This window comes from Denitratimonas organivorans (assembly GCF_037478135.1).
Classification (GTDB): Bacteria; Pseudomonadota; Gammaproteobacteria; order Xanthomonadales; family Xanthomonadaceae; genus Denitratimonas.
The window spans coordinates 109,539-129,733 of record NZ_JBBHDV010000010.1 but is presented as its reverse complement, the minus strand read 5'-3'; the positions used below and the strand labels follow the sequence as shown (position 1 = coordinate 129,733).

General features: G+C 65.0%; 23 protein-coding genes and 2 pseudogenes. 10 read left to right on the top strand and 15 right to left on the bottom strand.

Features of this window, described 5'->3' with window-relative positions:
* The 5 genes and pseudogenes from WDB66_RS11380 to WDB66_RS11360 all read left to right on the top strand — a co-directional run.
* The coding region (locus tag WDB66_RS11380; RefSeq protein ID WP_339398705.1) for a transposase at positions 1-458 on the top strand (458 nt) is incomplete at its 5' end.
* A gap of 293 nt (positions 459-751) precedes the next feature.
* Positions 752-1,450 carry an outer membrane beta-barrel protein gene (locus WDB66_RS11375; protein ID WP_339398704.1) on the top strand — a complete coding sequence of 233 codons (699 nt, stop codon included), beginning with the start codon at positions 752-754 and terminating at the stop codon, positions 1,448-1,450.
* 245 nt (positions 1,451-1,695) lie between these two features.
* A pseudogene (locus tag WDB66_RS11370) lies at positions 1,696-2,049 on the top strand (TCP-1/cpn60 chaperonin family protein); the annotation flags it as partial.
* A gap of 240 nt (positions 2,050-2,289) precedes the next feature.
* Positions 2,290-3,303, top strand: coding sequence for a type I glyceraldehyde-3-phosphate dehydrogenase (gap, locus tag WDB66_RS11365; protein WP_339398703.1), 1,014 nt, complete (start codon positions 2,290-2,292; stop codon positions 3,301-3,303).
* A gap of 271 nt (positions 3,304-3,574) precedes the next feature.
* Positions 3,575-4,519 (top strand): HNH endonuclease, encoded by a 945-nt coding sequence (locus tag WDB66_RS11360; protein ID WP_339398702.1) that lies wholly within the window; start codon positions 3,575-3,577, stop codon positions 4,517-4,519.
* Positions 4,520-4,668: 149 nt separating this feature from the next.
* Here the strand turns inward: WDB66_RS11360 and WDB66_RS11355 are convergent, their stop codons facing one another.
* The 8 genes and pseudogenes from WDB66_RS11355 to WDB66_RS11320 form a co-directional block, all read right to left on the bottom strand.
* A complete protein-coding gene (locus tag WDB66_RS11355; protein ID WP_339398701.1) occupies positions 4,669-5,037 on the bottom strand; it encodes a hypothetical protein in 369 nt (122 codons plus the stop codon).
* 175 nt (positions 5,038-5,212) lie between these two features.
* Positions 5,213-5,842, bottom strand: a complete 630-nt coding sequence (locus WDB66_RS11350) for a Rossmann-fold NAD(P)-binding domain-containing protein (protein ID WP_339398700.1) — start codon at positions 5,840-5,842, stop codon at positions 5,213-5,215.
* A gap of 93 nt (positions 5,843-5,935) precedes the next feature.
* Positions 5,936-6,910 carry a helix-turn-helix transcriptional regulator gene (locus WDB66_RS11345; RefSeq protein WP_339398699.1) on the bottom strand — a complete coding sequence of 325 codons (975 nt, stop codon included), beginning with the start codon at positions 6,908-6,910 and terminating at the stop codon, positions 5,936-5,938.
* Positions 6,911-6,913: 3 nt separating this feature from the next.
* Positions 6,914-7,672 (bottom strand): twin-arginine translocase subunit TatC, encoded by a 759-nt coding sequence (gene tatC, locus WDB66_RS11340; protein WP_339398698.1) that lies wholly within the window; start codon positions 7,670-7,672, stop codon positions 6,914-6,916.
* Positions 7,669-8,094 carry a Sec-independent protein translocase protein TatB gene (tatB, locus tag WDB66_RS11335; RefSeq protein WP_339398697.1) on the bottom strand — a complete coding sequence of 142 codons (426 nt, stop codon included), beginning with the start codon at positions 8,092-8,094 and terminating at the stop codon, positions 7,669-7,671. The genes tatC and tatB overlap by 4 nt, the downstream gene beginning before the upstream one ends.
* 15 nt (positions 8,095-8,109) lie before the next feature.
* A complete protein-coding gene (gene tatA, locus WDB66_RS11330; RefSeq protein WP_339398696.1) occupies positions 8,110-8,331 on the bottom strand; it encodes a Sec-independent protein translocase subunit TatA in 222 nt (73 codons plus the stop codon).
* 101 nt (positions 8,332-8,432) lie between these two features.
* Positions 8,433-9,101: pseudogene (locus tag WDB66_RS11325) on the bottom strand (lipid-binding SYLF domain-containing protein); the annotation flags it as partial.
* Between the two features lie 86 nt (positions 9,102-9,187).
* Positions 9,188-10,099, bottom strand: coding sequence for an NHL repeat-containing protein (locus tag WDB66_RS11320; RefSeq protein ID WP_339398694.1), 912 nt, complete (start codon positions 10,097-10,099; stop codon positions 9,188-9,190).
* Positions 10,100-10,297: 198 nt separating this feature from the next.
* Between WDB66_RS11320 and hemH the strand changes: the two genes are divergently transcribed.
* Complete coding sequence (hemH, locus tag WDB66_RS11315; protein WP_339398693.1) at positions 10,298-11,329, top strand: ferrochelatase; 1,032 nt, start codon at positions 10,298-10,300, stop codon at positions 11,327-11,329.
* 39 nt (positions 11,330-11,368) lie between these two features.
* Here the strand turns inward: hemH and WDB66_RS11310 are convergent, their stop codons facing one another.
* The 3 genes from WDB66_RS11310 to ttcA are packed head-to-tail and all read right to left on the bottom strand — an operon-like array spanning position 11,369 to position 14,016.
* The gene (locus tag WDB66_RS11310; RefSeq protein ID WP_339398692.1) at positions 11,369-12,124 is read right to left on the bottom strand and encodes a M48 family metallopeptidase; all 756 of its coding nucleotides are present in this window, start codon (positions 12,122-12,124) and stop codon (positions 11,369-11,371) included.
* Between the two features lie 10 nt (positions 12,125-12,134).
* Positions 12,135-13,046 (bottom strand): recombination-associated protein RdgC, encoded by a 912-nt coding sequence (locus WDB66_RS11305; RefSeq protein ID WP_339398691.1) that lies wholly within the window; start codon positions 13,044-13,046, stop codon positions 12,135-12,137.
* Between the two features lie 40 nt (positions 13,047-13,086).
* Positions 13,087-14,016 (bottom strand): tRNA 2-thiocytidine(32) synthetase TtcA, encoded by a 930-nt coding sequence (gene ttcA / locus WDB66_RS11300; RefSeq protein ID WP_489670855.1) that lies wholly within the window; start codon positions 14,014-14,016, stop codon positions 13,087-13,089.
* Positions 14,017-14,167: 151 nt separating this feature from the next.
* Here ttcA and WDB66_RS11295 point away from each other — a divergent pair, with 151 nt between their 5' ends.
* Both WDB66_RS11295 and WDB66_RS11290 read left to right on the top strand, forming a co-directional pair.
* Complete coding sequence (locus WDB66_RS11295; RefSeq protein ID WP_339398689.1) at positions 14,168-14,368, top strand: YdcH family protein; 201 nt, start codon at positions 14,168-14,170, stop codon at positions 14,366-14,368.
* A 97-nt stretch (positions 14,369-14,465) separates the two neighbouring features.
* Positions 14,466-15,137 (top strand): energy transducer TonB, encoded by a 672-nt coding sequence (locus WDB66_RS11290; protein WP_339398688.1) that lies wholly within the window; start codon positions 14,466-14,468, stop codon positions 15,135-15,137.
* 108 nt (positions 15,138-15,245) lie between these two features.
* Here WDB66_RS11290 and WDB66_RS11285 read toward each other — a convergent pair whose 3' ends face one another.
* The 3 genes from WDB66_RS11285 to WDB66_RS11275 all read right to left on the bottom strand — a co-directional run bounded on the left by WDB66_RS11285 (position 15,246) and on the right by WDB66_RS11275 (position 16,781).
* Positions 15,246-15,617: a hypothetical protein gene (locus tag WDB66_RS11285; RefSeq protein ID WP_339398687.1), complete on the bottom strand. Its 372-nt coding sequence runs from the start codon at positions 15,615-15,617 to the stop codon at positions 15,246-15,248.
* A gap of 126 nt (positions 15,618-15,743) precedes the next feature.
* Positions 15,744-16,517, bottom strand: coding sequence for an HAD family hydrolase (locus tag WDB66_RS11280; protein ID WP_339398686.1), 774 nt, complete (start codon positions 16,515-16,517; stop codon positions 15,744-15,746).
* 75 nt (positions 16,518-16,592) lie between these two features.
* Positions 16,593-16,781, bottom strand: coding sequence for a hypothetical protein (locus WDB66_RS11275; RefSeq protein ID WP_339398685.1), 189 nt, complete (start codon positions 16,779-16,781; stop codon positions 16,593-16,595).
* Here WDB66_RS11275 and WDB66_RS11270 point away from each other — a divergent pair.
* On the top strand, positions 16,773-17,570 hold the full coding sequence (locus WDB66_RS11270; protein ID WP_339398684.1) for a M50 family metallopeptidase: 798 nt from the start codon (positions 16,773-16,775) through the stop codon (positions 17,568-17,570). The two genes, WDB66_RS11275 and WDB66_RS11270, sit on opposite strands and share 9 nt — an antisense overlap.
* A 48-nt stretch (positions 17,571-17,618) precedes the next feature.
* On the opposite strand, the gene WDB66_RS11265 is transcribed toward WDB66_RS11270, so the two are convergent.
* The gene (locus WDB66_RS11265) at positions 17,619-18,476 is read right to left on the bottom strand and encodes a hypothetical protein (RefSeq protein WP_339398683.1); all 858 of its coding nucleotides are present in this window, start codon (positions 18,474-18,476) and stop codon (positions 17,619-17,621) included.
* Positions 18,477-18,657: 181 nt separating this feature from the next.
* Here WDB66_RS11265 and WDB66_RS11260 point away from each other — a divergent pair, with 181 nt between their 5' ends.
* Positions 18,658-20,046: a Do family serine endopeptidase gene (locus WDB66_RS11260; RefSeq protein ID WP_339398682.1), complete on the top strand. Its 1,389-nt coding sequence runs from the start codon at positions 18,658-18,660 to the stop codon at positions 20,044-20,046.
* The last annotated feature ends 149 nt before the right edge of the window (positions 20,047-20,195 follow it).

The window sequence follows — 20,195 nt, the reverse complement described above, 5'->3', positions numbered from 1 at the left end:
AGCTCAAGACCCCGTGGCGCAATGGCACCACGCATGTGGAATGGGATCCGGTGGATTTCATCGCCAAGCTGGCGGCGCTGGTCCCGCCACCGCGCGCCCACCTGACCCGCTTCCACGGGGTGTTTGCCCCGAACGCCGCCCTGCGCGCACAGTTGACGCCATCGGGGCGCGGCAGGCGGCATGACGCCGCTGTGGAGCCGGCGGACGCAAGCGCGAACGACGCGCCGCGCAGCCCCGAGGAGAAGCGCCGTTCGATGAGCTGGGCGCAACGCCTCAAGCGGGTCTTTTCCATCGACGTCACCGCCTGCGTCTACTGCGGTGGCACCGTGCGGATCGTCGCCAGCATCGAGGAACCTGCCGCCATCCGCGCCATCCTTGGCCACTTCGTGAAGCAGGGCGCGCGGGAAGAAGCGCACTACAGGCCCGCAGCGCGCGCACCGCCAGTGCAAGCCGCGTGACGATCTGCCGGCTGCACAGCCGACGGCGAAGCCGGAATCCGAGCCGATGCGGCCACGATCCGCAGGGCGGCGCTCGGCCCGCTGTCGGGAATCAGCGAAGCATGGCTGCTGACAACGCCGCTGCGTGGCCCCGCGATGCCGAAATCCCACTCACAGACGTCCGATCCGTGCCCAAAACGGGGCTTGCGCGACCGCCGCCTACCCAGCAGACTGCCCGAAAAGGGCGTTTGAACTTCCTATACGCGAGAGCCGCCCTTGGCTCGCCCCACCCAACCACAACCCGAGGAACATCCATGTCCACTTCCCACAGGCTGCTCGCGCTTGCCGCCGCCGCCGCACTGGGCGTCCCGCTGGCCGCGGGCGCCCAGGAAACCAGCTTCAACTACCTCGAGGGCGGCATCGTTGCCGGCTTCGTCAACGACGTGGAGACCTCGGGGGTCGTGACCGGGGGCGGCGGCCCGCTCGAGCTCGAGAGCGATGCCGGCGGCGGCGCGTTCATCGGCGGCGCCTGGGAGCTCGGCGGGAACATGCACCTGTTCGGTGAGTACGGCCAGTTCGGCCAGGACCTGGAAGCCAGCGATGGCGTCGTTTCCGCCGAAGGTGAGTACGACGTGACGCGCTGGCGCATCGGCGTCGGCTATGCCCACGCGTACTCGGACACCACGGCCTTCTACGGCCGGCTCAGCTATGACGGCCTGGAGTTCAAGAACGCCCAGGTCGCCGGCTTCGACCTCGATATCGACACCGACGACGGCGGTGTCGGCGGCGAGGTCGGCGTCCTCTGGGCGGCGACCCCGACGATCCAGCTGCAGGGCCACGTGCGCTACACTTCCGTCGGTGGCATTGCCGACGGCGGTTCGGATCCCTTCGAGTCCGACGTCCTGGTCGGCCTGAACGGCCGCTGGAACTTCCGGCCCAACCTGGCGCTGGTGACCGGCTACGAGTTCGGCAAGATCACCACCTGGAACCTGGGCCTGCGGTACTCGTTCTGAGCGGGTCCTGTCGAACGGCCCGGGCTTCCCACCGGGGTTCGCCCCGGCCGACCACTGGAGCACCCGGATGACCATCGAAACCCAGGACGATGTCGAGGCCCTCAAGCGCATCGGACGGATCGTTTCGCTCGTACTGCAAAGGATGATGGACGCCGCCGAGCCGGGCATGACCACCGCCGAGCTCGACCGGATCGGCGCGCGCCTGCTTGACGAGCACGGGGCGCGTGCGGCCCCGCGAATGGTCTACCAGTTCCAACGAAGACCAGAACCTGGGCATCGCCATCACCCGCCGTGCGCTGGAAGCCCCGCTGCGCGCCATCGTGGCCAACGCCGGTGAAGAACCGAGCGTGATCGTGGCCAACGTCAAGGACGGCGAAGGCAGCTACGGCTACAACGCCGCCACCGGCGAGTTCGGCGACATGATCGCCATGGGCATCCTGGACCCGACCAAGGTGACCCGCTCGGCTCTGCAGCACGCCGCTTCCGTCGCCGGCCTTGCGATCACGACCGAAGTGGTCGTGGCCGAACTGCCGAAGAAGGAAGAACCGGCCATGCCGGGCGGCGGTGGCATGGGTGGCATGGGCGGCATGGATTTCTGATCCAGCCGTCGCCCCCGCGACACCTGCAACACCCGAAGCCCCGCAACGATGCGGGGCTTCTTTTTGCGCGTGGCCAGGGTTCATCCATACCGCAACCCAACCTGTACGTCCGCAGCCTGAACCACGCCTGCCGCCGCCCGGCACGGGAGTTGTGCCGCTGGCGCTGCTAAAATGGGCGGCCCGGCGCGCCGTGCGCCGTTGTTGTTTCCTCCCCCCCTTTTTCCAGGAGTGTCATCCGTCATGGCAATCAAGGTCGCGATCAATGGTTATGGCCGCATCGGCCGCAACATCCTGCGTGCGCTGTACGAAGCCAACCGCACCCACGAAATCCAGGTGGTCGCGATCAACGACCTGGGCGATGCCGAAACCAACGCCCACCTGACCCGCCACGACACCGCGCACGGCCGCTTCCCGTTCGAAGTGTCCGTTGATGGCGGCGACCTGATCGTCAAGGGCGACCGCATCAAGGTCTGCGCCGAGCGCGACCCGGCCAAGCTGCCGTGGGGCGAACTGGGTGTCGACGTGGTGCTGGAATGCACCGGCATCTTCACCAGCAAGGCCAAGGCTTCGGCACATCTGCAGGCCGGCGCCAAGAAAGTCATCATCTCCGCACCGGGCGGCAGCGACGTCGATGCCACCGTGGTCTACGGCGTCAACCACGACGTGCTCAAGGCCAGCGACACCGTCATTTCCAACGCCTCGTGCACCACCAACTGCCTGGCACCGCTGGCCAAGGTGCTGAATGACAGCATCGGTATCGAGCACGGCCTGATGACGACCATCCACGCCTACACCAACGACCAGGTGCTGACCGACGTCTACCACTCCGACCTGCGCCGCGCGCGCAGCGCCACGATGAGCCAGATTCCCACCAGCACCGGCGCCGCCAAGGCCGTGGGTCTGGTGCTGCCGGAACTGGCCGGTAAGCTCGATGGATTCGCCATGCGCGTTCCCACCATCAACGTCTCGGTGGTGGACCTGACTTTCACCGCCAAGCGCGCCACTACCAAGGAAGAAATCGACGCTGCGGTGAAGGCCGCCAGCGAAGGCCCGCTCAAGGGCATCCTCGGCTTCAACGCCGCGCCGCTGGTGTCGATCGACTTCAACCACGACGCCCGCAGCTCGGTCTACGACAGCACCCAGACCCGCGTGATGGATGGCACGCTGGTGAAGGTGCTGAGCTGGTACGACAACGAATGGGGCTTCTCCAACCGCATGCTCGACACCACGCTGGCGCTGATGGCGGCGAAGTAAGCCACATCACCCCACGTATCGTGACGACAAGGGCGCGGCCGTGATGGTCGCGCCTTTGTTGTTTGTGGGACTTGTGTCCGTTGCGATGACAGGATGTGGGCTCCGGTCAGGGATTTTGGATGGCGTGTGGAAGAATACAGGTCCAGCTTTGACTCACCTTCCATCGCTTCCAACCAGTGTTGGGGGCGAATGTCGGGCTGGCTCCCAGAAGGTGGATAGGCAGGGGGAGATCGTTGTAACCTGGTTTCTGATTACGTAAGGGGTGGGGGGCATGGCATTCTGGTGGGTTAACCATAAACAGACGCGAGACCATGAGGTCTTGGGCGGATACTTGTGGTCGCCCTTTCGGAATGCAAACGGTGCATACAACCAGACTTATGAAAACATGCGCCACGTAAAAATTGGCGACATTGTTTTTTCCTATGGGCATGGTCAGATAGGTGCTATCGGTCGCGTCACCGCACTCGCAACACCATCGCCAAAGCCCACAGAGTTTGGGGCCGTTGGCAAGTATTGGGACGACGAAGGTTGGTTGGTGGAGGTGGATTTCATTCCGGCACCCACCTCTCTCGTTCCTTCTGCCCATATGGGTGCTATAGGTCCACTTCTGCCAGAGAAGTACTCACCCATTAAAAATAATGGGCGTGGCAATCAAGGCTGCTACTTGGCAGGAATACCAGATGCCCTTGGCTACCTGCTCATGGCTCTCACTCGCGCTGACGAGCTGGAGTGGACTGGTGAAACAGAGTTTATACGAGAAGCTGAGCCGGGTGCAGAAGTGCTAGAAGACCTGAGCCAGATCGAAAGTGATGAAAGTGTTCCCGTCACGCAGCGCATTCAGCTGGCAAAGGCTAGGGTAGGGCAGGGGATATTTCGTAAAAGAGTAATTCTGCTTGATGAGAGATGTAGGGTCACGGGTGTTGATGATAGGCGAGTTTTAATAGCCAGCCATATTAAGTCGTGGAAAGATTCAACCAATGAAGAGCGCATAAGTGGTTATAACGGAATCTTGCTGTCCCCTCATGTGGATGCGCTCTTTGATAGTCACTTGATCACGTTTGAGGGGTGTGGAAAGATGCACGCGCATGCATCATTGTCTCGAGAAGTGCTTGAGCGGTGGTCTATAAATCCTGCCAAACGGGTTACCCCGTTCCATCCCGAGCAGTTAAAGTTTCTGGATAAGCATCAGGAGTGCTTCCGTCGAAAAATCGCATAGCACGTGCCGGGAGGTTGATCGTGGGTTGATCTCTTATAATCGCAGCTATTGGAATGTAATATTCCCTGCGACTTGCATAGGAAGATTATTAATAAGGTGTCATTCCGGCTTTCGCCGGGATGATGTTGTGATTCTGAATCAGACCTTCCCTACAAATTACAGTTGGGAGAAAGCCGTACATCCCATCGACCGGAAGCGGCCAACATTCGTTTCATCATGTCCGCCAATGTTCCCCAGATAGGCAGGTCTTGCTCTTTTGGTTGCGCGGCGCGCAGGCAAATGAATTCATGGAAGGAATGGTCCAAGTCGGACGGGCCGTCTTCCACTTGTCTCCAGTGCTCTTCATACAGGGCAGGCACGCCGATTTGCTCTGCCACGAATTGGTCGCCCCATTCCAGACACTGGCGAATAGAGGCTTCGGTGTGCTCATCCTGTCCGCTCAAAAGTAGACAGCCGTAGGTCTTGAAGTTCCCGCCATCCCGATACTGATACTCGAAGACAGTTGTGTTCTTGCTCACCCTTTCCTCCACTGTTCGTGTCGAGTGAGGGGATGCTAAGGCGAGCCAGTCTCAGAGCGTGAGACAGGATGCACTACGCCTGCCGGCTCGCTCCAATACGAAGTTTCAAGACAGGTGTGGTGGGGAGCGATTTGACGAGCAACACCTTCCTGCAGCAAGCCTGTGCGGTGTTGCTTCAGGCCAGTTCGGCTGATTCAACGATGTGTTCGCCAGCCTTGCCAGCCACCGCCGCATCCAGCAGGACGCGGGCGATGTTGGAAGCCGGGTTGATCCGCCAGCGACGTGGCAACAGGGGGCCGGTGGCCTTCAGCAGCACTTCGGCGACACGTTCGCCAAGGCGAAATTCGGTGCGCGGGCCGCTGATCAGTCCGGGCCGCACCAAGGTCAGCGATTCGAATCCGACAGCGCGCAGGTCGCGTTCCAGTTCGCCCTTGACCCGGTTGTAGAAGAAGCGCGAATCCGGGTCGGCGCCCGTGGCCGAGTTGAGCACGAAGGCCGGTACGCCGTGGCGGCGGGCAAGGCGGGCAGCTTCAAGCGGATAGTGGTGATCGACGCGGCGGAAGGCTTCGCGCGAGCCGGCCTTTTTCATCGTGGTGCCGAGCGCGCAGATCACGGCGTCGGCGCGCCACCAAGGGGCATCTTCGGGAAGGTGATCGAAATCCACCAGTGGTGCGAAAAGGCCGGTGCGTTCGGTGATTGGGCGGCGGGTTGGGGCGATGATCTCGCTGATGCGCGCGTCTGCGAGCGCAAGTTCGAGTACGTGGCTGCCGACCAGGCCGGTGGTGCCGAGCAGGATGAGTTTCATGGTGCTGCCTCAACACATCGGGTGCGGGGACAGGCGTGGATCGCTTCACTCATCACAGCCAAAGTCCGATTGCACCGGCCGCTGACCAACGCCCTATCCGCTGTAATTGCCCAGCGCCAGGCTGAGCTGGATCTGGGCTTCGCTGCGCAGGCTGACCGGTTCGATGATGGTGGCGTCCGGGCCGTGGCGCAGGATGTCCATCAGCAGTTCGCGCGAGTTGCTGTAGGGCAGGCGCAGTTCGTAGCTGCCGTCGGGCAGGAACTGCCCCTGTTGTTGCGAGTGCCAGCGTTCCTCGGCGGCCCAGCGTGCGGCACGCGGCGAAAAGTGGATCGTGGCCCAGGCCTTGGGTGGGCCGGAGAAGATGCCGTAACTGGAGGACAGGTGCTGGTCCAGATCAGCCTCGGGCACGTCGGTGGCGGTGTCCTGCTGTGCGCGCGCCTGCGCGATGCGGTCCACCGAGAAGCTGCGCAGCGCGTTGCGTTCGTGGTCCCAGGCGTCCAGATACCAGTTGTTGCGGTAGTGGGTAAGGCGCTGCGGCGAGACCTGGCGGCGGGTGGTGGCGCCGGTGGAGCGGGCATGGTATTCGAACGAAAGTTGACGGCGCTGCAGCACGGCACCGGCCACGGCACGGAAGGTGGCCTGGTCGGTGATGCGGGTGCCGCTGGTGATGACGCGGATACGTTCGACCGGCCAGCGTTTGCCGCCGGCCTGTTCGGACAGCAGTTCGTCGATGCGGTCGCGGATCGGTTCCAGCGCTTCGGCCAAAAATCCGCCGGGGCCGGATTGGGCCAGCAGCTGGTGGGTGGCCAGCAGCGCATGCAGTTCGTCCGGGCTCAGCCACAGGCCGGGCAGCTCGAAACGTTCGGCTTCGTCCAGCGCGTAGCGGAAGCCGGCGGGTTCTTCGGTGGTTTCCACCGGCGCGCGCAGCACGTCACGCAGGAAGGCGATGTCGCGGTAGACGGTGGCGCGCGAGCATTGCAGTTCGTCCATCAGGCGCTGCACCGGCACCGGATAACGCGCGGTGCTGAGGTTGCGGTGCAGCAGGTTGATGCGTTCGGTTCGATCCATGGTTCACGCTCCCGGGTCGGCCGGGACATCGGCCTGGCGCCGCACCAGTGCGCGCGAGACGATCAGGCCCAGTTCGTAGAGCAGGCACATGGGAATGGCCAGCATCAGCTGCGAAATGACATCCGGCGGGGTGACGACGGCGGCGATGACGAAGGCGCCGACGATGACATACGCGCGCGCCTCGCGCAGTTGTTCGACGCTGACCCAGCCCAGCAGCACGAGAATGACCACCGCTACCGGCACCTCGAAGCTGAAGCCGAACGCCAGGAACAGCACCAGCACGAAATCCAGATAGCGGCTGATGTCGGTCATCACCGCCACGCCTTCGGGCGCGATGCCGGTGAGGAAGCCGAACACCACCGGCAGCACGAGGAAATAGGCGAAGGTGCAGCCGGCGTAGAACAGCAGCACCGAGGACACCAGCAGCGGCCGCGCCAGTTTCTGTTCGTGCTTGTACAGGCCTGGCGCGACGAAGGCCCAGAGCTGGTAAAGCACGATCGGCATGGCCGCCACCAGGGCGACGAAGAAGGCCAGCTTGATCGGTGCGAAGAACGGGCTGGCGACATCGATCGCGACCATTTGCGCGCCTTCGGGCAGCTTGGTGCGCAAAGGTTCGGCCAGCACCGCGTAGATGCGCCCGGCGAACGGAATCAGCGCGATGAACACCAGCAGCACGGCCAGCACCGCGCGCAGCAGGCGTGCGCGCAGTTCGACCAGATGGCCGATCAGGCTCTGTTCGGGGGCTTCATCGGCCGAGTTCATGGCGTGTGCCGGTCGCGTTGCCGGTGGCCGGCGTGTGGATCGGCGGCTTCAGCCGGGAGGGGAGGCTCGATGTCATCGGCCGGCTCGGGCGCGGTGTCGGGCGCAGCGGTTTCCTGTGCTGCGGCGGGCTCGGATGCCGGCGTGGCTGAAGCGGTTTTCGTGCTGGCCGGGGAGGGCTGCAATCCGTCGCCGATCTCCTGCGCGCTGGAGCGCAGCTGGCGACGGGTGTCCTTCAGCGCGCTCTTGAGGTCTTCGGCGGCCAGTTCGCGTTCGATGTCGGTGCGGATCGAATGCCAGCTGGCGCGCGCCTTGCGCAGGTACAGCCCGGCGGTGCGCGCGGCGCGCGGCAGTTTTTCCGGGCCGAGCACCAGCAACGCGACCAGCGCGATCACCGCCAGTTCAACCAGGCTTGCCTCGAACATCGTCGCAGTCCCGCGTCAGTCGGGCTTGCGTTCCTGCGCGGCTTCGCGCGCGGCGCTTTCGGCTTCGGGCTTGGGTGGGTGGTCGAGCTTTTCCGGCTCGTCTTCCTGCAGGCCCTTGCGGAAGCTCTTGATCGCGCTGCCCAGGTCCGAGCCCACGTTGCGCAACTTCTTGGTGCCGAACAGCAGTACGACCACCAGCAGCACGATCAACCAGTGCCAGATACTGAAACTGCCCATGGCAGGTGCCTCGTGGAGTGTGGGAAACCGGCAGGATAGCGCAGCGGCCGGGGCCGGTGCATGAAGCACCGGCATGAAGTCCGACTTCAACCGGCGCTGTACTCTTCCAGCCGGTCGCGGAAGTCGACCACCGCTGCCGGCGACTTGCGCACGCGGCCTTCGAACGCGGCGCGCGGCGTGGTGTTGCGGCCGTAGGCGCGGGCATTGGCACGGTGGTCGATCGAGATCACCGCGCCATCCAGTGCAACTCCGGCGAACAGGCCGCGCGAGCGCGAATAGGAATAGATTTCCGCCTTCAGCTGGCCATCGGTCGACGCCTGTGCGGTGCGCCCCACCGGGCCGGCCGCCACGGCCGCATCGGCGCCGAGGGTGAACTTGCCGTTGACGATCGAATCCACGCCGCGCGCCGAGCGGAACACCAGCACCACGTCGGTCGACTGCACCCCGGCCTGGAAGCCGACACTGCCGCCGGTCAGGCTGATGAAACTGGGCGTGCTCCAGGTGCCATCCGGCAGGCGGATCGAGATCACGCCCTTGCCGTGCCGGCCGCCGACCACGAAGCTGGCCTTGACCACGTTCGGAATGACCGCGACGGCGTAGGCGTCTTCGAGCATCTTGCGCGGGATCGCGTGCTCGGGCATGCGCATGACTTCGGACAGCACCTCGACCGCGCGCTCCAGGCGCTCTTCTTCATCGTCGGTGGCCTGTGCCGGCAGGGCGAGGGCGAGCATGGGCAGGGCGAAAAGCAGGGCAAGCAGCAGACGGGGCATCGAAATCTCCGGGCCGGGGCAATGAAGCCCGAGTATGGGAAGTGGGATATGAATACCGGCTCAAATCCGTACCGGGTGCGCAAGGCTCAGCCGCGTCGCAGGCTGTGACCGCCAAGCCCGAGCGCGATCAATCCGAATACCACCAGCACCGGCACACCGGGGCCGGGGACCGGATGCACCGCCAAGCCGCCGGGGCCGCCGATGCCGCCGCCGTTGTTCGAATCGCCGCAGCCGGCCGGTGGTGCGATCGCCATACCGCGCACGCTGACGTTGTGGGTGATGCCGGAAATGCTGGCGACCACCTGGGCCTGTCCGGTTTCAAGATCAATGCGTGCCAGGCGGCTGGGCACATCGACATCGGGTGGCTGCGAGTCCAGCGTGGCCCAGAGCGTGCCGCTGGCATCGAAATCGGCACCGCTGCTGCTCAGTGTCAGGTTCATGTCGAGGCTGCCGATGCGGCTGGCCCGGGCGTTGCTCGGGTCAACGCGGTACAGCGCCTGCTGGGCGCGGTCGCCGAAACCGTTCTGCACGCCGATGCCGTAAAGCTGGTTGCCGCGCCCGCCGAGTCCGCTCAACGGAGCGCCGGTATTGCCGATTTCGCGCACCATCGCGTTGGACAGGTCCACTTCCCACAGCAGGCCGGTGGTATCCGAGGAAGCCCACAATTTGCCGTCGCAGGTGAAGGCCAGGCCGTAATCGAGCTGGTTGTTCGGGCCCTGGCCGGAAAGCCCGGACAGTGCGCCGACCAGCGTGCCGGCGCCGGTGGTGGTGTCGATGCGGACAAGGAAATCGGTCAGTTCCGAACCACTGCCGACGGTGCCATCGGCCACGCCGTACAGGATGCCCTGCGGCGAGATCGCCAGACCCTCAACGTCATTGAAGCCGATGCCGTTGCCGATCCTGCTGGCCTGGCCGGTGGCAAGGTCGAGGCGGTAAAGCGTGTCCCACGCAGAAACGTAGGCAGTGGCCTGGGCCAGTACCGGCAAAGGGGAAAGCATGATCACGGAGGCAAGAAGCCACCGGAGCGGGCTGGGACGCATCAACGTCGTCCTTCTAGTAGTATTCGGGCGTGGTCGTCACTGCGCCTCTGCTTTTATGGAACCTGCGGGCGCTGTTGCCAGCATACCATTTCCCCTACTTCGATCAAGGCGTTAGCGCCGAGATCGGCTCCAGCCTGCGCCCGAGCCGAGGCCTGAATGTCCCTCAATTCTCCCCACACCCCGGAAAACCCGACCGCACCCGGGAGCCGCTACGGCGTGCTTCTGGTGAATCTGGGTACGCCATCTGCGCCGAACGCGGCGGCATTGCGGCGTTATCTTGCCGAGTTCCTGTCTGATCAGCGCGTCGTCGAGCTGCCTCGCGTGCTTTGGTATCCGATCCTGTACGGGATCATCCTGCCGTTCCGCGCGCCGCGTTCGGCCGCCGCCTACCAGGCGGTATGGACCGAACGCGGATCGCCGCTGCGTGTCTTCAGCGAAGACCTGACCGCCGCCGTGCAGCAGCGCCTGCAGGGCCGGGCCGAGGTGGTGCTGGCGATGCGTTATGGCGAGCCGGACATCGCCAGCCGCCTGCGTGACATGCGCGAGCGCGGCATCCGCAAGCTGGTGGTGTTGCCGCTGTACCCGCAGTATTCGGCCACGACCACGGCCACGGTGTTCGATGCGGTGACCGCTGAACTGGCAACCTGGCGGCATTGGCCGGAACTACGTTTGATCGGGGATTATTTCGAGGATGAGGCATGGATCGGGGCGGTTGTCGACAAGATCGCCGAACATCGCGCGCGCCAGAAGATTCCGGGCCATCTGCTGTTCTCCTTCCACGGCATCCCGGAGCGCTGCATCGAACGTGGCGATCCCTACGCGGCGCAGTGCGAAGCCAGCGCCCGGGCGATCGCGGCAAGGCTGGGTCTGGCCGATTCGGACTGGACCCTGAGCTACCAGTCGCGCCTGGGCAAGGCGAAATGGCTGACGCCCTATACCGACCAGACCGTGCGCGCGCTGGGCCGGCGCGGCATCACCCATCTGGACGTGGTGTGCCCCGGATTTGCCGTGGACTGTCTGGAGACACTGGAGGAAATCGCGATGCAGAACGCGGAGTTCTTCAGTGAGGCGGGTGGCAAGGAGCTGCGCTACATCCCGGCGCTGAACGCCGATGCCGCGCATGCCGACCTGCTGGCCGCGTTGATCCGGCGCCATGCCGGCGATTGGGATTCCACGGCCACGGATTGAAGCCTGCGTTGCGCCATGCCGCGCGCGGTGGATGGGCGGTTACTGGATCAGCTGGCGCAATTCGCGCTTGATGTCCATGCCTTCCTCGCGCAGCCAGCGGCGCTGCAGGCGCCAATCGGGGAAGCGCAGTTCCACTTCATGCCAGAACGCGGGCGAATGGTTGGCCTGCAACAGATGGCACAACTCGTGCACGAGCACGTATTCGAAGGCCGGCGGCGGCGCCAGCGCCAGCGACAGATCCAGCGACATCGTGCCCGAGGTGCTGAGCGAACCCCACAGCGAGGTCAGCGGGCGGATCCTCCATTCCCTTGGCGGGCGTGGCAGCCCGTCCAGATAGCGCGGCAGCCAGCGCCCGACATCGGCGCGCGCCTGGCTAAGGTAGAACTCGTGCAGGGTGCGGCGCAGCGCGTCGGGCCGCACTTCATCCGGCAGGCCGATCAGCAGCGCCTGCCCATCCTGTGCCACGTGCAGCCAGCGTGCGGATTGCCATTGGACTTCCAGCCACTCGCCGCGCAGGCGCACCTGCGCCGGCTCGCCGGGAATCAGCGGCCCGGTTGCCGGTGCCTGCGGATCTTCTTCCAGTTGGTCGGCCAGCCAATGCAGATGCTGGTCGAGGAAGCGTTGCGCCTGATCGTTGCTGGCGCCGGGTGGAATCGTCAGGCGTGGGCCGCGTTCGGAAACCAGCAGCCGCAGCCGGCGCGCGCGCGGGTCGCGCACGCGCAGCAGCGCCACTTCACGACCATTGGGCAGGCGTACCGGGATGGTGTCGCGCTGCTGTGGTCGGACGCGGCGCATCAGCATGCACTCAGGCGTCTGCCGAGCTCAACGAGAACTCCGTTTCGAGGCGTTCCAGCAGCACCCGCAGCTCGCCGCTCATCAGCGCGAACGTGGCGTCGATTTCGGCTTCGAGCGATTGGCGGTCGTCCTTTTCCAGCGATTCGGTCGCGGTTTCCAAGAACTTGAGTTTGCGTATCACCATGTCCTCACCAAGAACGAAGGACAGGCGCTCGGCGAACACCAGGCCAAGGTGGAAGCACTGCTTGCCGACCTTCAAGTGCTCGCGCACTTCGTCGCTGTCCAGCTCCTGGCGGCGGCATTTGACGATGGCGCCGGCATCGACCGGATCGCGCAGTTCACATTCGTCTCCGAGCATGAAGGCATCGGGCATCGGTTCGCCGCCGATCCAGCCGGTCATGATCGCGCGCGGGCTGGATTCGGCATTGACCGGCAGCGCGGGGAACGAGCCCAGCGCTTCGCGGATCGCCGACACCACCGCTTCGGCGTTCTTGCGGCTGGACGAATCCACCACCAGCCAGCCCAGCGACAGGTCCAGATAGGCCGCAATCCGGCTCGGGCGGGCGAAGGCGCGCGGCAGCAGGTCGGTCAGGACTTCATCCTTCATGCGCTTGCGTTCGCGCCCGCCGGGGCTGCGGCCTTCCTGTTCGCGGATGGCGTCGAGCTTTTCGTTGAGCGCCTGGTTGACCACGGCGGCAGGCAGGATCTTGTCCTCGCCGCCCAGGTTCAGCAGCAGGCAGTCGCCGACGCGGTGCGAAAGCATTTCGTCACCACGGCCGAACGGCGAGACGAAGCCACGGGTGGAAAGCTCCAGTGGCCCGAGCGGGCGCAGCGCGTGTTCGGGCAGGCGCTCGGGCAGGGTTTCAAGGGCTTCGCGCAGCGACAGCGGGAAGCGGAACAAGGTCAGATTGCGAAAAAGCATCGGGATTCGTAGCTCGGGAATGGGGAATGGAGCGGGCGTATCAGCTCGCCAGGATGGCAAGACCGTTGTCGGCCTGGGTGGTGTTCTTGCGTGGCGCGGTGCTGTCGTCCAGCTCCTCGCGGGAACCGGCCGGCTCACCGGCCAGCCAGGCGTGCGTATCGGGCAGGGCACCGCTGCTGCGCCGGCCCAGCGCATGGAAATCGAACAGGTTGCGGTCGGCCAGCTGCGAAGGCCGCACATCGCCCAGCGCACGCACGATCTGATCCACGCGGCCGGGCGCCTCGCGGTCCCATTCGGCCAGCAGGCGACCGACCTGCTTGCGTTGCAGGTTCTCCTGCGAGCCGCACAGCGTGCAGGGGATGATCGGGAAACCGCGCTGTTCGGCATAGCGCGCGATATCGGCTTCCTTGCAATAGGCCAGCGGCCGGATCACCACATGCTTGCCATCATCGCTGAGCAGCTTGGGCGGCATCGAGGCCAGCTTGGCGTGGAAGAACAGGTTCATCAGAAATGTGGCCGCGATATCGTCGCGATGGTGGCCAAGCGCGATCTTGGTAAAGCCGCCGACGGTGGCATGGGTGTAAAGCGCACCGCGCCGCAGCCGCGAACACAGCGAGCACATCGTCTTGCCTTCGGGCACCACACGCTTGACCACCGAATAGGTGTCCTGCTCCAGGATCGTGTGTTCCACGCCGAGCGAGGCCAGGTATTCGGGCAGCACGTGTTCGGGAAAGCCGGGCTGTTTCTGGTCCAGGTTCACCGCGACCAGTTCGAACGACACCGGCGCACGCGCCTGCAATTGCAGCAGGATGTCGAGCATGGTGTAGCTGTCCTTGCCGCCGGAAAGACAAACCATGATCCGGTCGCCTTCCTCGATCATGCCGAAATCGGCGATCGCCTGGCCGGTCTGGCGGCGCAGTCGTTTGGCGAGCTTGTTCTGTTCAAGTTCCTGCTTGCGGGCAGCGTTCATCGGCGTGTTGCGGTCAGCTGAGGGTGGAATGGTGCGGGCGCGCTGCGGCCTGATGGACGCGGGCGTGGGGACGGTCATTGTACCCGGGCTTTCCCGCCGCACAGGCACGCCGTAAGCTTGGGCCTGCCGTTTCCCGCACCCCTGCGCGCCCATGACCGAAACCGCCGACATCGTCCAGCAGATCGCGCAGCTGCGCTGTGAACACCGTGAACTGGACGAGGCCATTGCGCAGATGTCGCAGGAGGTCTGGGTCGATCAGTTGCAACTGGGCCGGATGAAGAAGCGCAAGCTGCGTATCAAGGACATGATCGCCTGGCTGGAAAACCGGCTGATTCCTGATCTGGAAGCGTGAACTGGACGCCTGATCCGTCCACTCGGCCACAACGGCCAACCCCGTTCATCGCATCGCCGCGTTGTACTCCCGGGAACCCTACCCGAAGGAGGCAGTGATGAGGGCAACCGTGTCGTTTCCAGAGGAAATCCCGTCGCCGCTGCGCATCGGCACCGGCAGCATGGTGCTGGCTGCGCATCTGGCCGTATTGCTGGCCATGAGCCTGGCGGTGCCGGAACGGGAACCGCGCCCGCAGCGCGTTGTGCCGGCGGCGATCCAGGTCGATATCGTGCCGACTCCGCCGGCCGTCGCGCCGCCGCCACCGCCGCCACCGCCGCCGATGCCTTCGGCGCCCACACGGCCGGTGATCCAGCCGCAGCCACAGCCACGACCATTGCCGTTGCAGGAAGAGCCGGTGTTCACGCTTGAATCGGTGGCCGCGCCCAGCGAAACCGTGGTGTCCGATCTGCCGCCGTCAGGCTCCGGCGATGTCGCCACACTTCCGGAACCCGGTGGCCACGTCAGCCTGGCGCTGTTGCAGGCGCCGCCGCCACCGTATCCGGCACGGGCGCGGCGCATGGGCTGGCAGGGTGAAGTGCTGCTGCGCATCCATATCGGTGCCGATGGCTGGCCGCGCCAGGTGACGGTGGTGCGTGGCAGCGGCCATGCCGAACTGGATCGCGCCGCGCGGCGCCATGTCGCGAAAAGCTGGCGCTTCGCCGCACCGTTGCATCACGGCCACGCGCTCGAAGCCTGGGGCGAGGTGCCGATCCGTTTCAGTCTGTATTGATCTGCTGCCGCTGGTTGCAAGACAAAGGTCTGGGCACATCCCGGACACTGGAAAGCAAAAGGGCCGTGCATGCACGGCCCTTGTCGCGAAATGATGAACTTGTCCGGCTCAGCGTCCGTATCCGGGCCTGTAGCGCGGATAACCGGGGCGCGGCGGAGGCGGTGGCGGACGATGGTGGTGACCATGTGCGTAATAGTGCGGATAGACACCCGGCGCGTAGACCTTCACCGGAGCGCGATGACGGTAGTGGTGCGGGCGCGGCGGTGGCGGGGCGCGATAGTAATAGCGCGGTGCGGGGCCGCCATGGACCACATGCAGCGGATGGTGCAGGTGCCGGTGGTACGGATGTCCGGCACTGAACACCACATCTCCGATGGATACCCAGATCCGGGTATCCGGACCATGTGCCTTGGCAGTCGGTGCCAGCGACAGGCCCAGCACAAGCAGCAGGGCCGAAGCGAGCAGGGAAAGGATACGCATGGTTGATCTCCCATGAATCCGCCGCAGGTCCGGCGTTGGATCAGAGTCGCCGAGCACAGGTGAACGCCGCTTCAATCACCCCGGTCAGTTGCAACCCCGGCTGAACCGTCCGGGCCTGCAACAGCCTCAGCGGCGTGCGGTCGCGCGCACTTCCAGCCGCGCAATGGCCTGCGGAATCTGTGCGGCCGAATCAATCCGTTCCACATGCGGATCGTCGTCGGCCACGTCATGGATCATCTCGTGCGCCCAGGTCACCGGGTAGGGCATGTGCACGCCCCAGCCACCGAGTTTGAGCACCGGCGCGATGTCCGAACGCAAGGAGTTGCCGATCATCGCGAAGTGTTCCGGGGTGCCGTTGCATTCGCGGATGACGCGGGCATAGGCGGCCGGATCCTTTTCCGACACGATCTCGATCCGGGTGAACAGGTCGGCCAGGCCGGAGGCGGCGATCTTGGCTTCCTGGTGGAACAGATCGCCCTTGGTGATCAGCACGATCCGGTGCGTGGCGGCGACCGCCTCGACCGCGCTGCGGATGTCCGGCAGCAATTCCACCGGATGGCGCAGCACGTCCTTGCCCAGTTGCATGATGCGGGCAAGATCGGCGGCCGCGATGTGGCCTTCGGTCATCGCGATCGCGGTTTCCAGCATCGACAGGGTCATGCCCTTGGCGCCGTAACCGAAAAACGCGATATTGGCGCGTTCGGTCGCCAACAGGCGCTCGTGCAGGCCGGTATCGGCCAGATCAAGGTAGGGCGAGAGGATGCGTTCGTATTCGGCGTGCGCGGCCTGGAACCAGGTTTCGCTGTGCCAGAGCGTGTCGTCGGCGTCGAAACCGACCAGGCTGATGGGACGCAGGGGTGCGGCGGCGGTGTCACCGGCAGGCAAAGGTGCGGGAGTCATGGAGGGGCACGGCAGGGGCAGGAATCGACCCGTGCCGGCAGGTGACGCAAAGTGTCAGCTTCGGCGCCTGTGCGTTCAGTCGAGGTCGGCGAATGGGTCGGCAGCGGGGCTCGGATCGGTGCACAGTGTACCCTGAAGCGCATGGCCAAGCCCTTGCGCGATGGCGGCAGACCAGTCCAGCAGCGGCAGCAGCAGGGCGTTCAGCAGGGTGATGCAAATCATGACCAGGGTCCGGAATTTCAGGATGTGCAGGGTATGAAGCATGAAACGGGCCAACTTTCCCCGGCCTGGCCGGCCAGAGCGGGATTTCCGCCGCAAGATGCCGTCGCTCGCACCCGTACCGCGCTGCTCTGGGCCGTGGCGCTGTCGCTGCTGCTGGCGATCCTGCCGTGGCTGTGGCCGGCGGCGGCGTGGATCGCATGGCCGCAGGTGGTGGTGGCCACGCTGGTGCATGAGTTCGGGCACGGTATCGCGGCGCTGGTGTCGGGCGGCGGCTTCGAGTCATTGCGGGTCTATGCCGATGGTTCCGGTGTGGCGATGACACGCGGCAGCGCTGGGGGAATGCAATCGGCATGGATCGCGGCCGGTGGGCCGGGCATGCCGCCATTGCTGGCGTTACTGCTGTTCGTGGCGGCACGAAAGGAAACCCTCGCGCGCGCCACGCTGGGCGTGCTCGGGATGCTGCTGCTGGTGGCGCTGGTGCTGTGGGTGCGCAATCTTTTCGCAGCGGGTCTCGTGCTGGTGTGTGCGGCGCTGGCCAGTACGGTGGCGTGGCGTGCATCCGGGATGCTGGTGCAGGCCTTCACCGGCTTTGTCGCGGTGCAGTTGTGCCTGGCGACGCTGTCGCGGCTGGGCGGCCTGTTCCAGCGTGGCGCACGCACCGGCGCCGGTGAACTGGCCTCGGACACGATGCAGATGGCGCAGGGGCTGGGTGGGCCGCACTGGTTCTGGGCCGCGCTGCTGGTGCTGTTTTCGCTGCTGGTGCTGGCGCTTGGATTGTGGGTGCTGTGGCGCAGCTTCGGGCTGCGTGCGGAGCCACCGGCCGCGATCTGATGCTGTGGAGAAAACGCCCCGCATCCGGAAAGATGCGGGGCGCGGAAGTTACTTCTTCGCGGCCGTCTTCTTCACCGCCTTGCTGGCGGCAGGCTTCTTCGCGGCGGCCTTTTTCGCAGGGGCCTTGGCTGCTGCCTTTTTCACCGCAGCTTTCTTTGCGACCGGCGTTTTGACGGCCTTGGCTACGGCTTTTTTGGCAGTTGCCTTCTTTGCTGGTGCCTTGGTGGCTGTCGCCTTCTTTACGGCGGTTTTCTTTACGGCGGGCTTGCTGGCTGCCGCTTTGCCGGTCGTGGCTTTCTTCGCGATGCTTTTCTTCACCGCAGCCTTCTTCGTTGCAACTTTCTTCACGACCGCCTTCTTTGCCGGCGCCCTGGTGGCTGTGGCCTTCTTCGCGGCTGTCTTCTTTGCGGTCACCTTTTTCGCGGCCGCCGGTTTGATGGCGGCTTTCTTTGTCGATGTCCTGGCGGTCAGCGCGGTCTTCACCTCGGCCTTGGCTTTGGCGACCTTGCCGTCGGTGGTCTTGCGCTGTGCCGCTACGGTCTTCTTTGCCGAGTCGACGTTCTTCTTGACCGCCTTCTTCGCCTTGGTGACTTCCTTGTCGATGGCTTTCTTGCCGGCGGCGATCTTCTTGCTGGCGGTTTTCTTTGCGCTGGCGACTTTCTTCTCGACCGTCTTCTTTGCCGAATCGACCTTCTTGCGCGCTTCGCCGGCGGCCTTCCTGATCTTCTTGCCGGTGTCGCTGGCCTTCTTTTCGATCACGTTGACGGCCTCGGCGGCGGTCTGTTTCACGGCCTCGGTGGCACTGGCCACTGCGGCACGTGCGTCGGCCGCCACGTCCTGCACCTTTTCCGAGACGGCTTCCGCTGCACTGGAGATCGCCGACGTCACACCGTTCCCATTGCTCATTGCGTGCCCCTCCTCGTTGTGGGCCGTGGATATCGCAGCGAAATCTGCGCCTAGTTGCATCATTGTGCAAGCGCGACTTGGCAGCAAGGCGCAATGCCGGTGAAATCGCATCTGTCCGGGCGGGAACATCGTTGCCGCACGGCCGGTCGAAACCCGCATCCGCCACTGTTCTGGAGGTCCCATGTTCCCTGCTGTTCTGCTGCGTTGCCTGATGCTGTCGGGCCTGGTGATGGCCGCTTCGGCAATACCTGCATCCGGCGATGCGCGCGCCGCGTTGCCGGCCGATGTGGATGGGCAGGCCTTGCCTTCATTGGCGCCGATGCTGGAGCAGGTCACGCCGGCGGTGGTCAATATCCACAGCAAGGCGGTGGTGCGGGTGCGCAGCCCGCTGGCCGATGATCCGTTCTTCCGCCACCTGTTCGGGCTGCCGAATGTGCCGCAGGAGCGCATCAAGCAGGCGCTGGGTTCGGGTGTGATCGTCGATGCCGCGCGCGGTCTGATCCTGACCAACAACCACGTCATCGCCGGTGCCGACGATATCCAGGTGTCGCTGGCCGATGGCCGCACCCTGACCGCCGAACTGGTCGGTACCGACGAGGACACCGATGTCGGCGTGATCCGGGTCGACGCCAAGGATCTGGTGGCGGTGCCGGTGGCCGACAGCGATGCCTTGCGCGTGGGTGATTTCGTGGTGGCGGTGGGCAATCCGTTCGGGCTTGGCCAGACCGTCACCTCCGGCATCGTATCCGCGCTCGGCCGCCACGGCCTGCCGGGGCTGGGCTATCAGAACTTCATCCAGACCGATGCCAGCATCAATCCGGGCAATTCCGGCGGTGCGCTGGTGAATCTGCGTGGCGAGCTGATCGGCATCAATACCGCGATCTTCAATCCCGGTGGCAGTGCGGCCGGCAATATCGGCATCGGTTTCGCGATTCCCTCGGATCTGGCGCTGGGCGTGATGCGCCAGTTGCTGGAAAACGGCGAAGTGCAGCGCGGCACCCTCGGCATCGAGGCGCAGGACATCACCCGCGAACTGCGCAGTGCACTGGGGCTTTCCGACAGCCGTGGCGTCATCGTGACGCGGGTGCGGCCCGAATCCCCGGCGCAGGCCGCCGGTCTGCGCGCCGGCGATGTGATCACCGCAATCGACGACAAGCCGATCCAGCGGCATCAGGAACTGGTGAATCTGGAAGGCCTGCTGCCGGTCGGCAAGCCGGTTACGCTGTCGCTGCAGCGCGAGGGAAAACCGCTGACGCTAAAAGCTACGCTGAGCCCGCGCGTGACCGAACTGGAAGGCGCCAGGCTCGATGCGCGCCTTTCCGGCGCACGCTTCGGTGCACTGGCCGAAAGCCTGCGGCGCCAGGGTGTGGTCGGAGTGCTGGTATTGGAGGTGGAACCCGGCAGCCGCGCCGCCAACAGCGGCCTGCGCGCCGGTGACCTGATCACGGCGGTCAACCGGCGCGACATCGGTGATCTGGTGGCGCTGGAGCGCAGTGTTTCGAGCCGCCCGGAACAGTTGCTGCTGACCCTGGTGCGCGGCCGCCGCTCGTATTTCGCGGTGATGGAATAAGCGACCGCTGCCGTGATGCATGCGGTGGCACGGAGCGACAGTTCGGTTCGCCCATGGTGGCTGCAACCAGGTTCAGCCTGGCGTGTTAGCGTGGTGGCCGCGCGTGCCGGAGCGGCCGGGCCGCTCCGCAGTGACATCCCTTACCCACG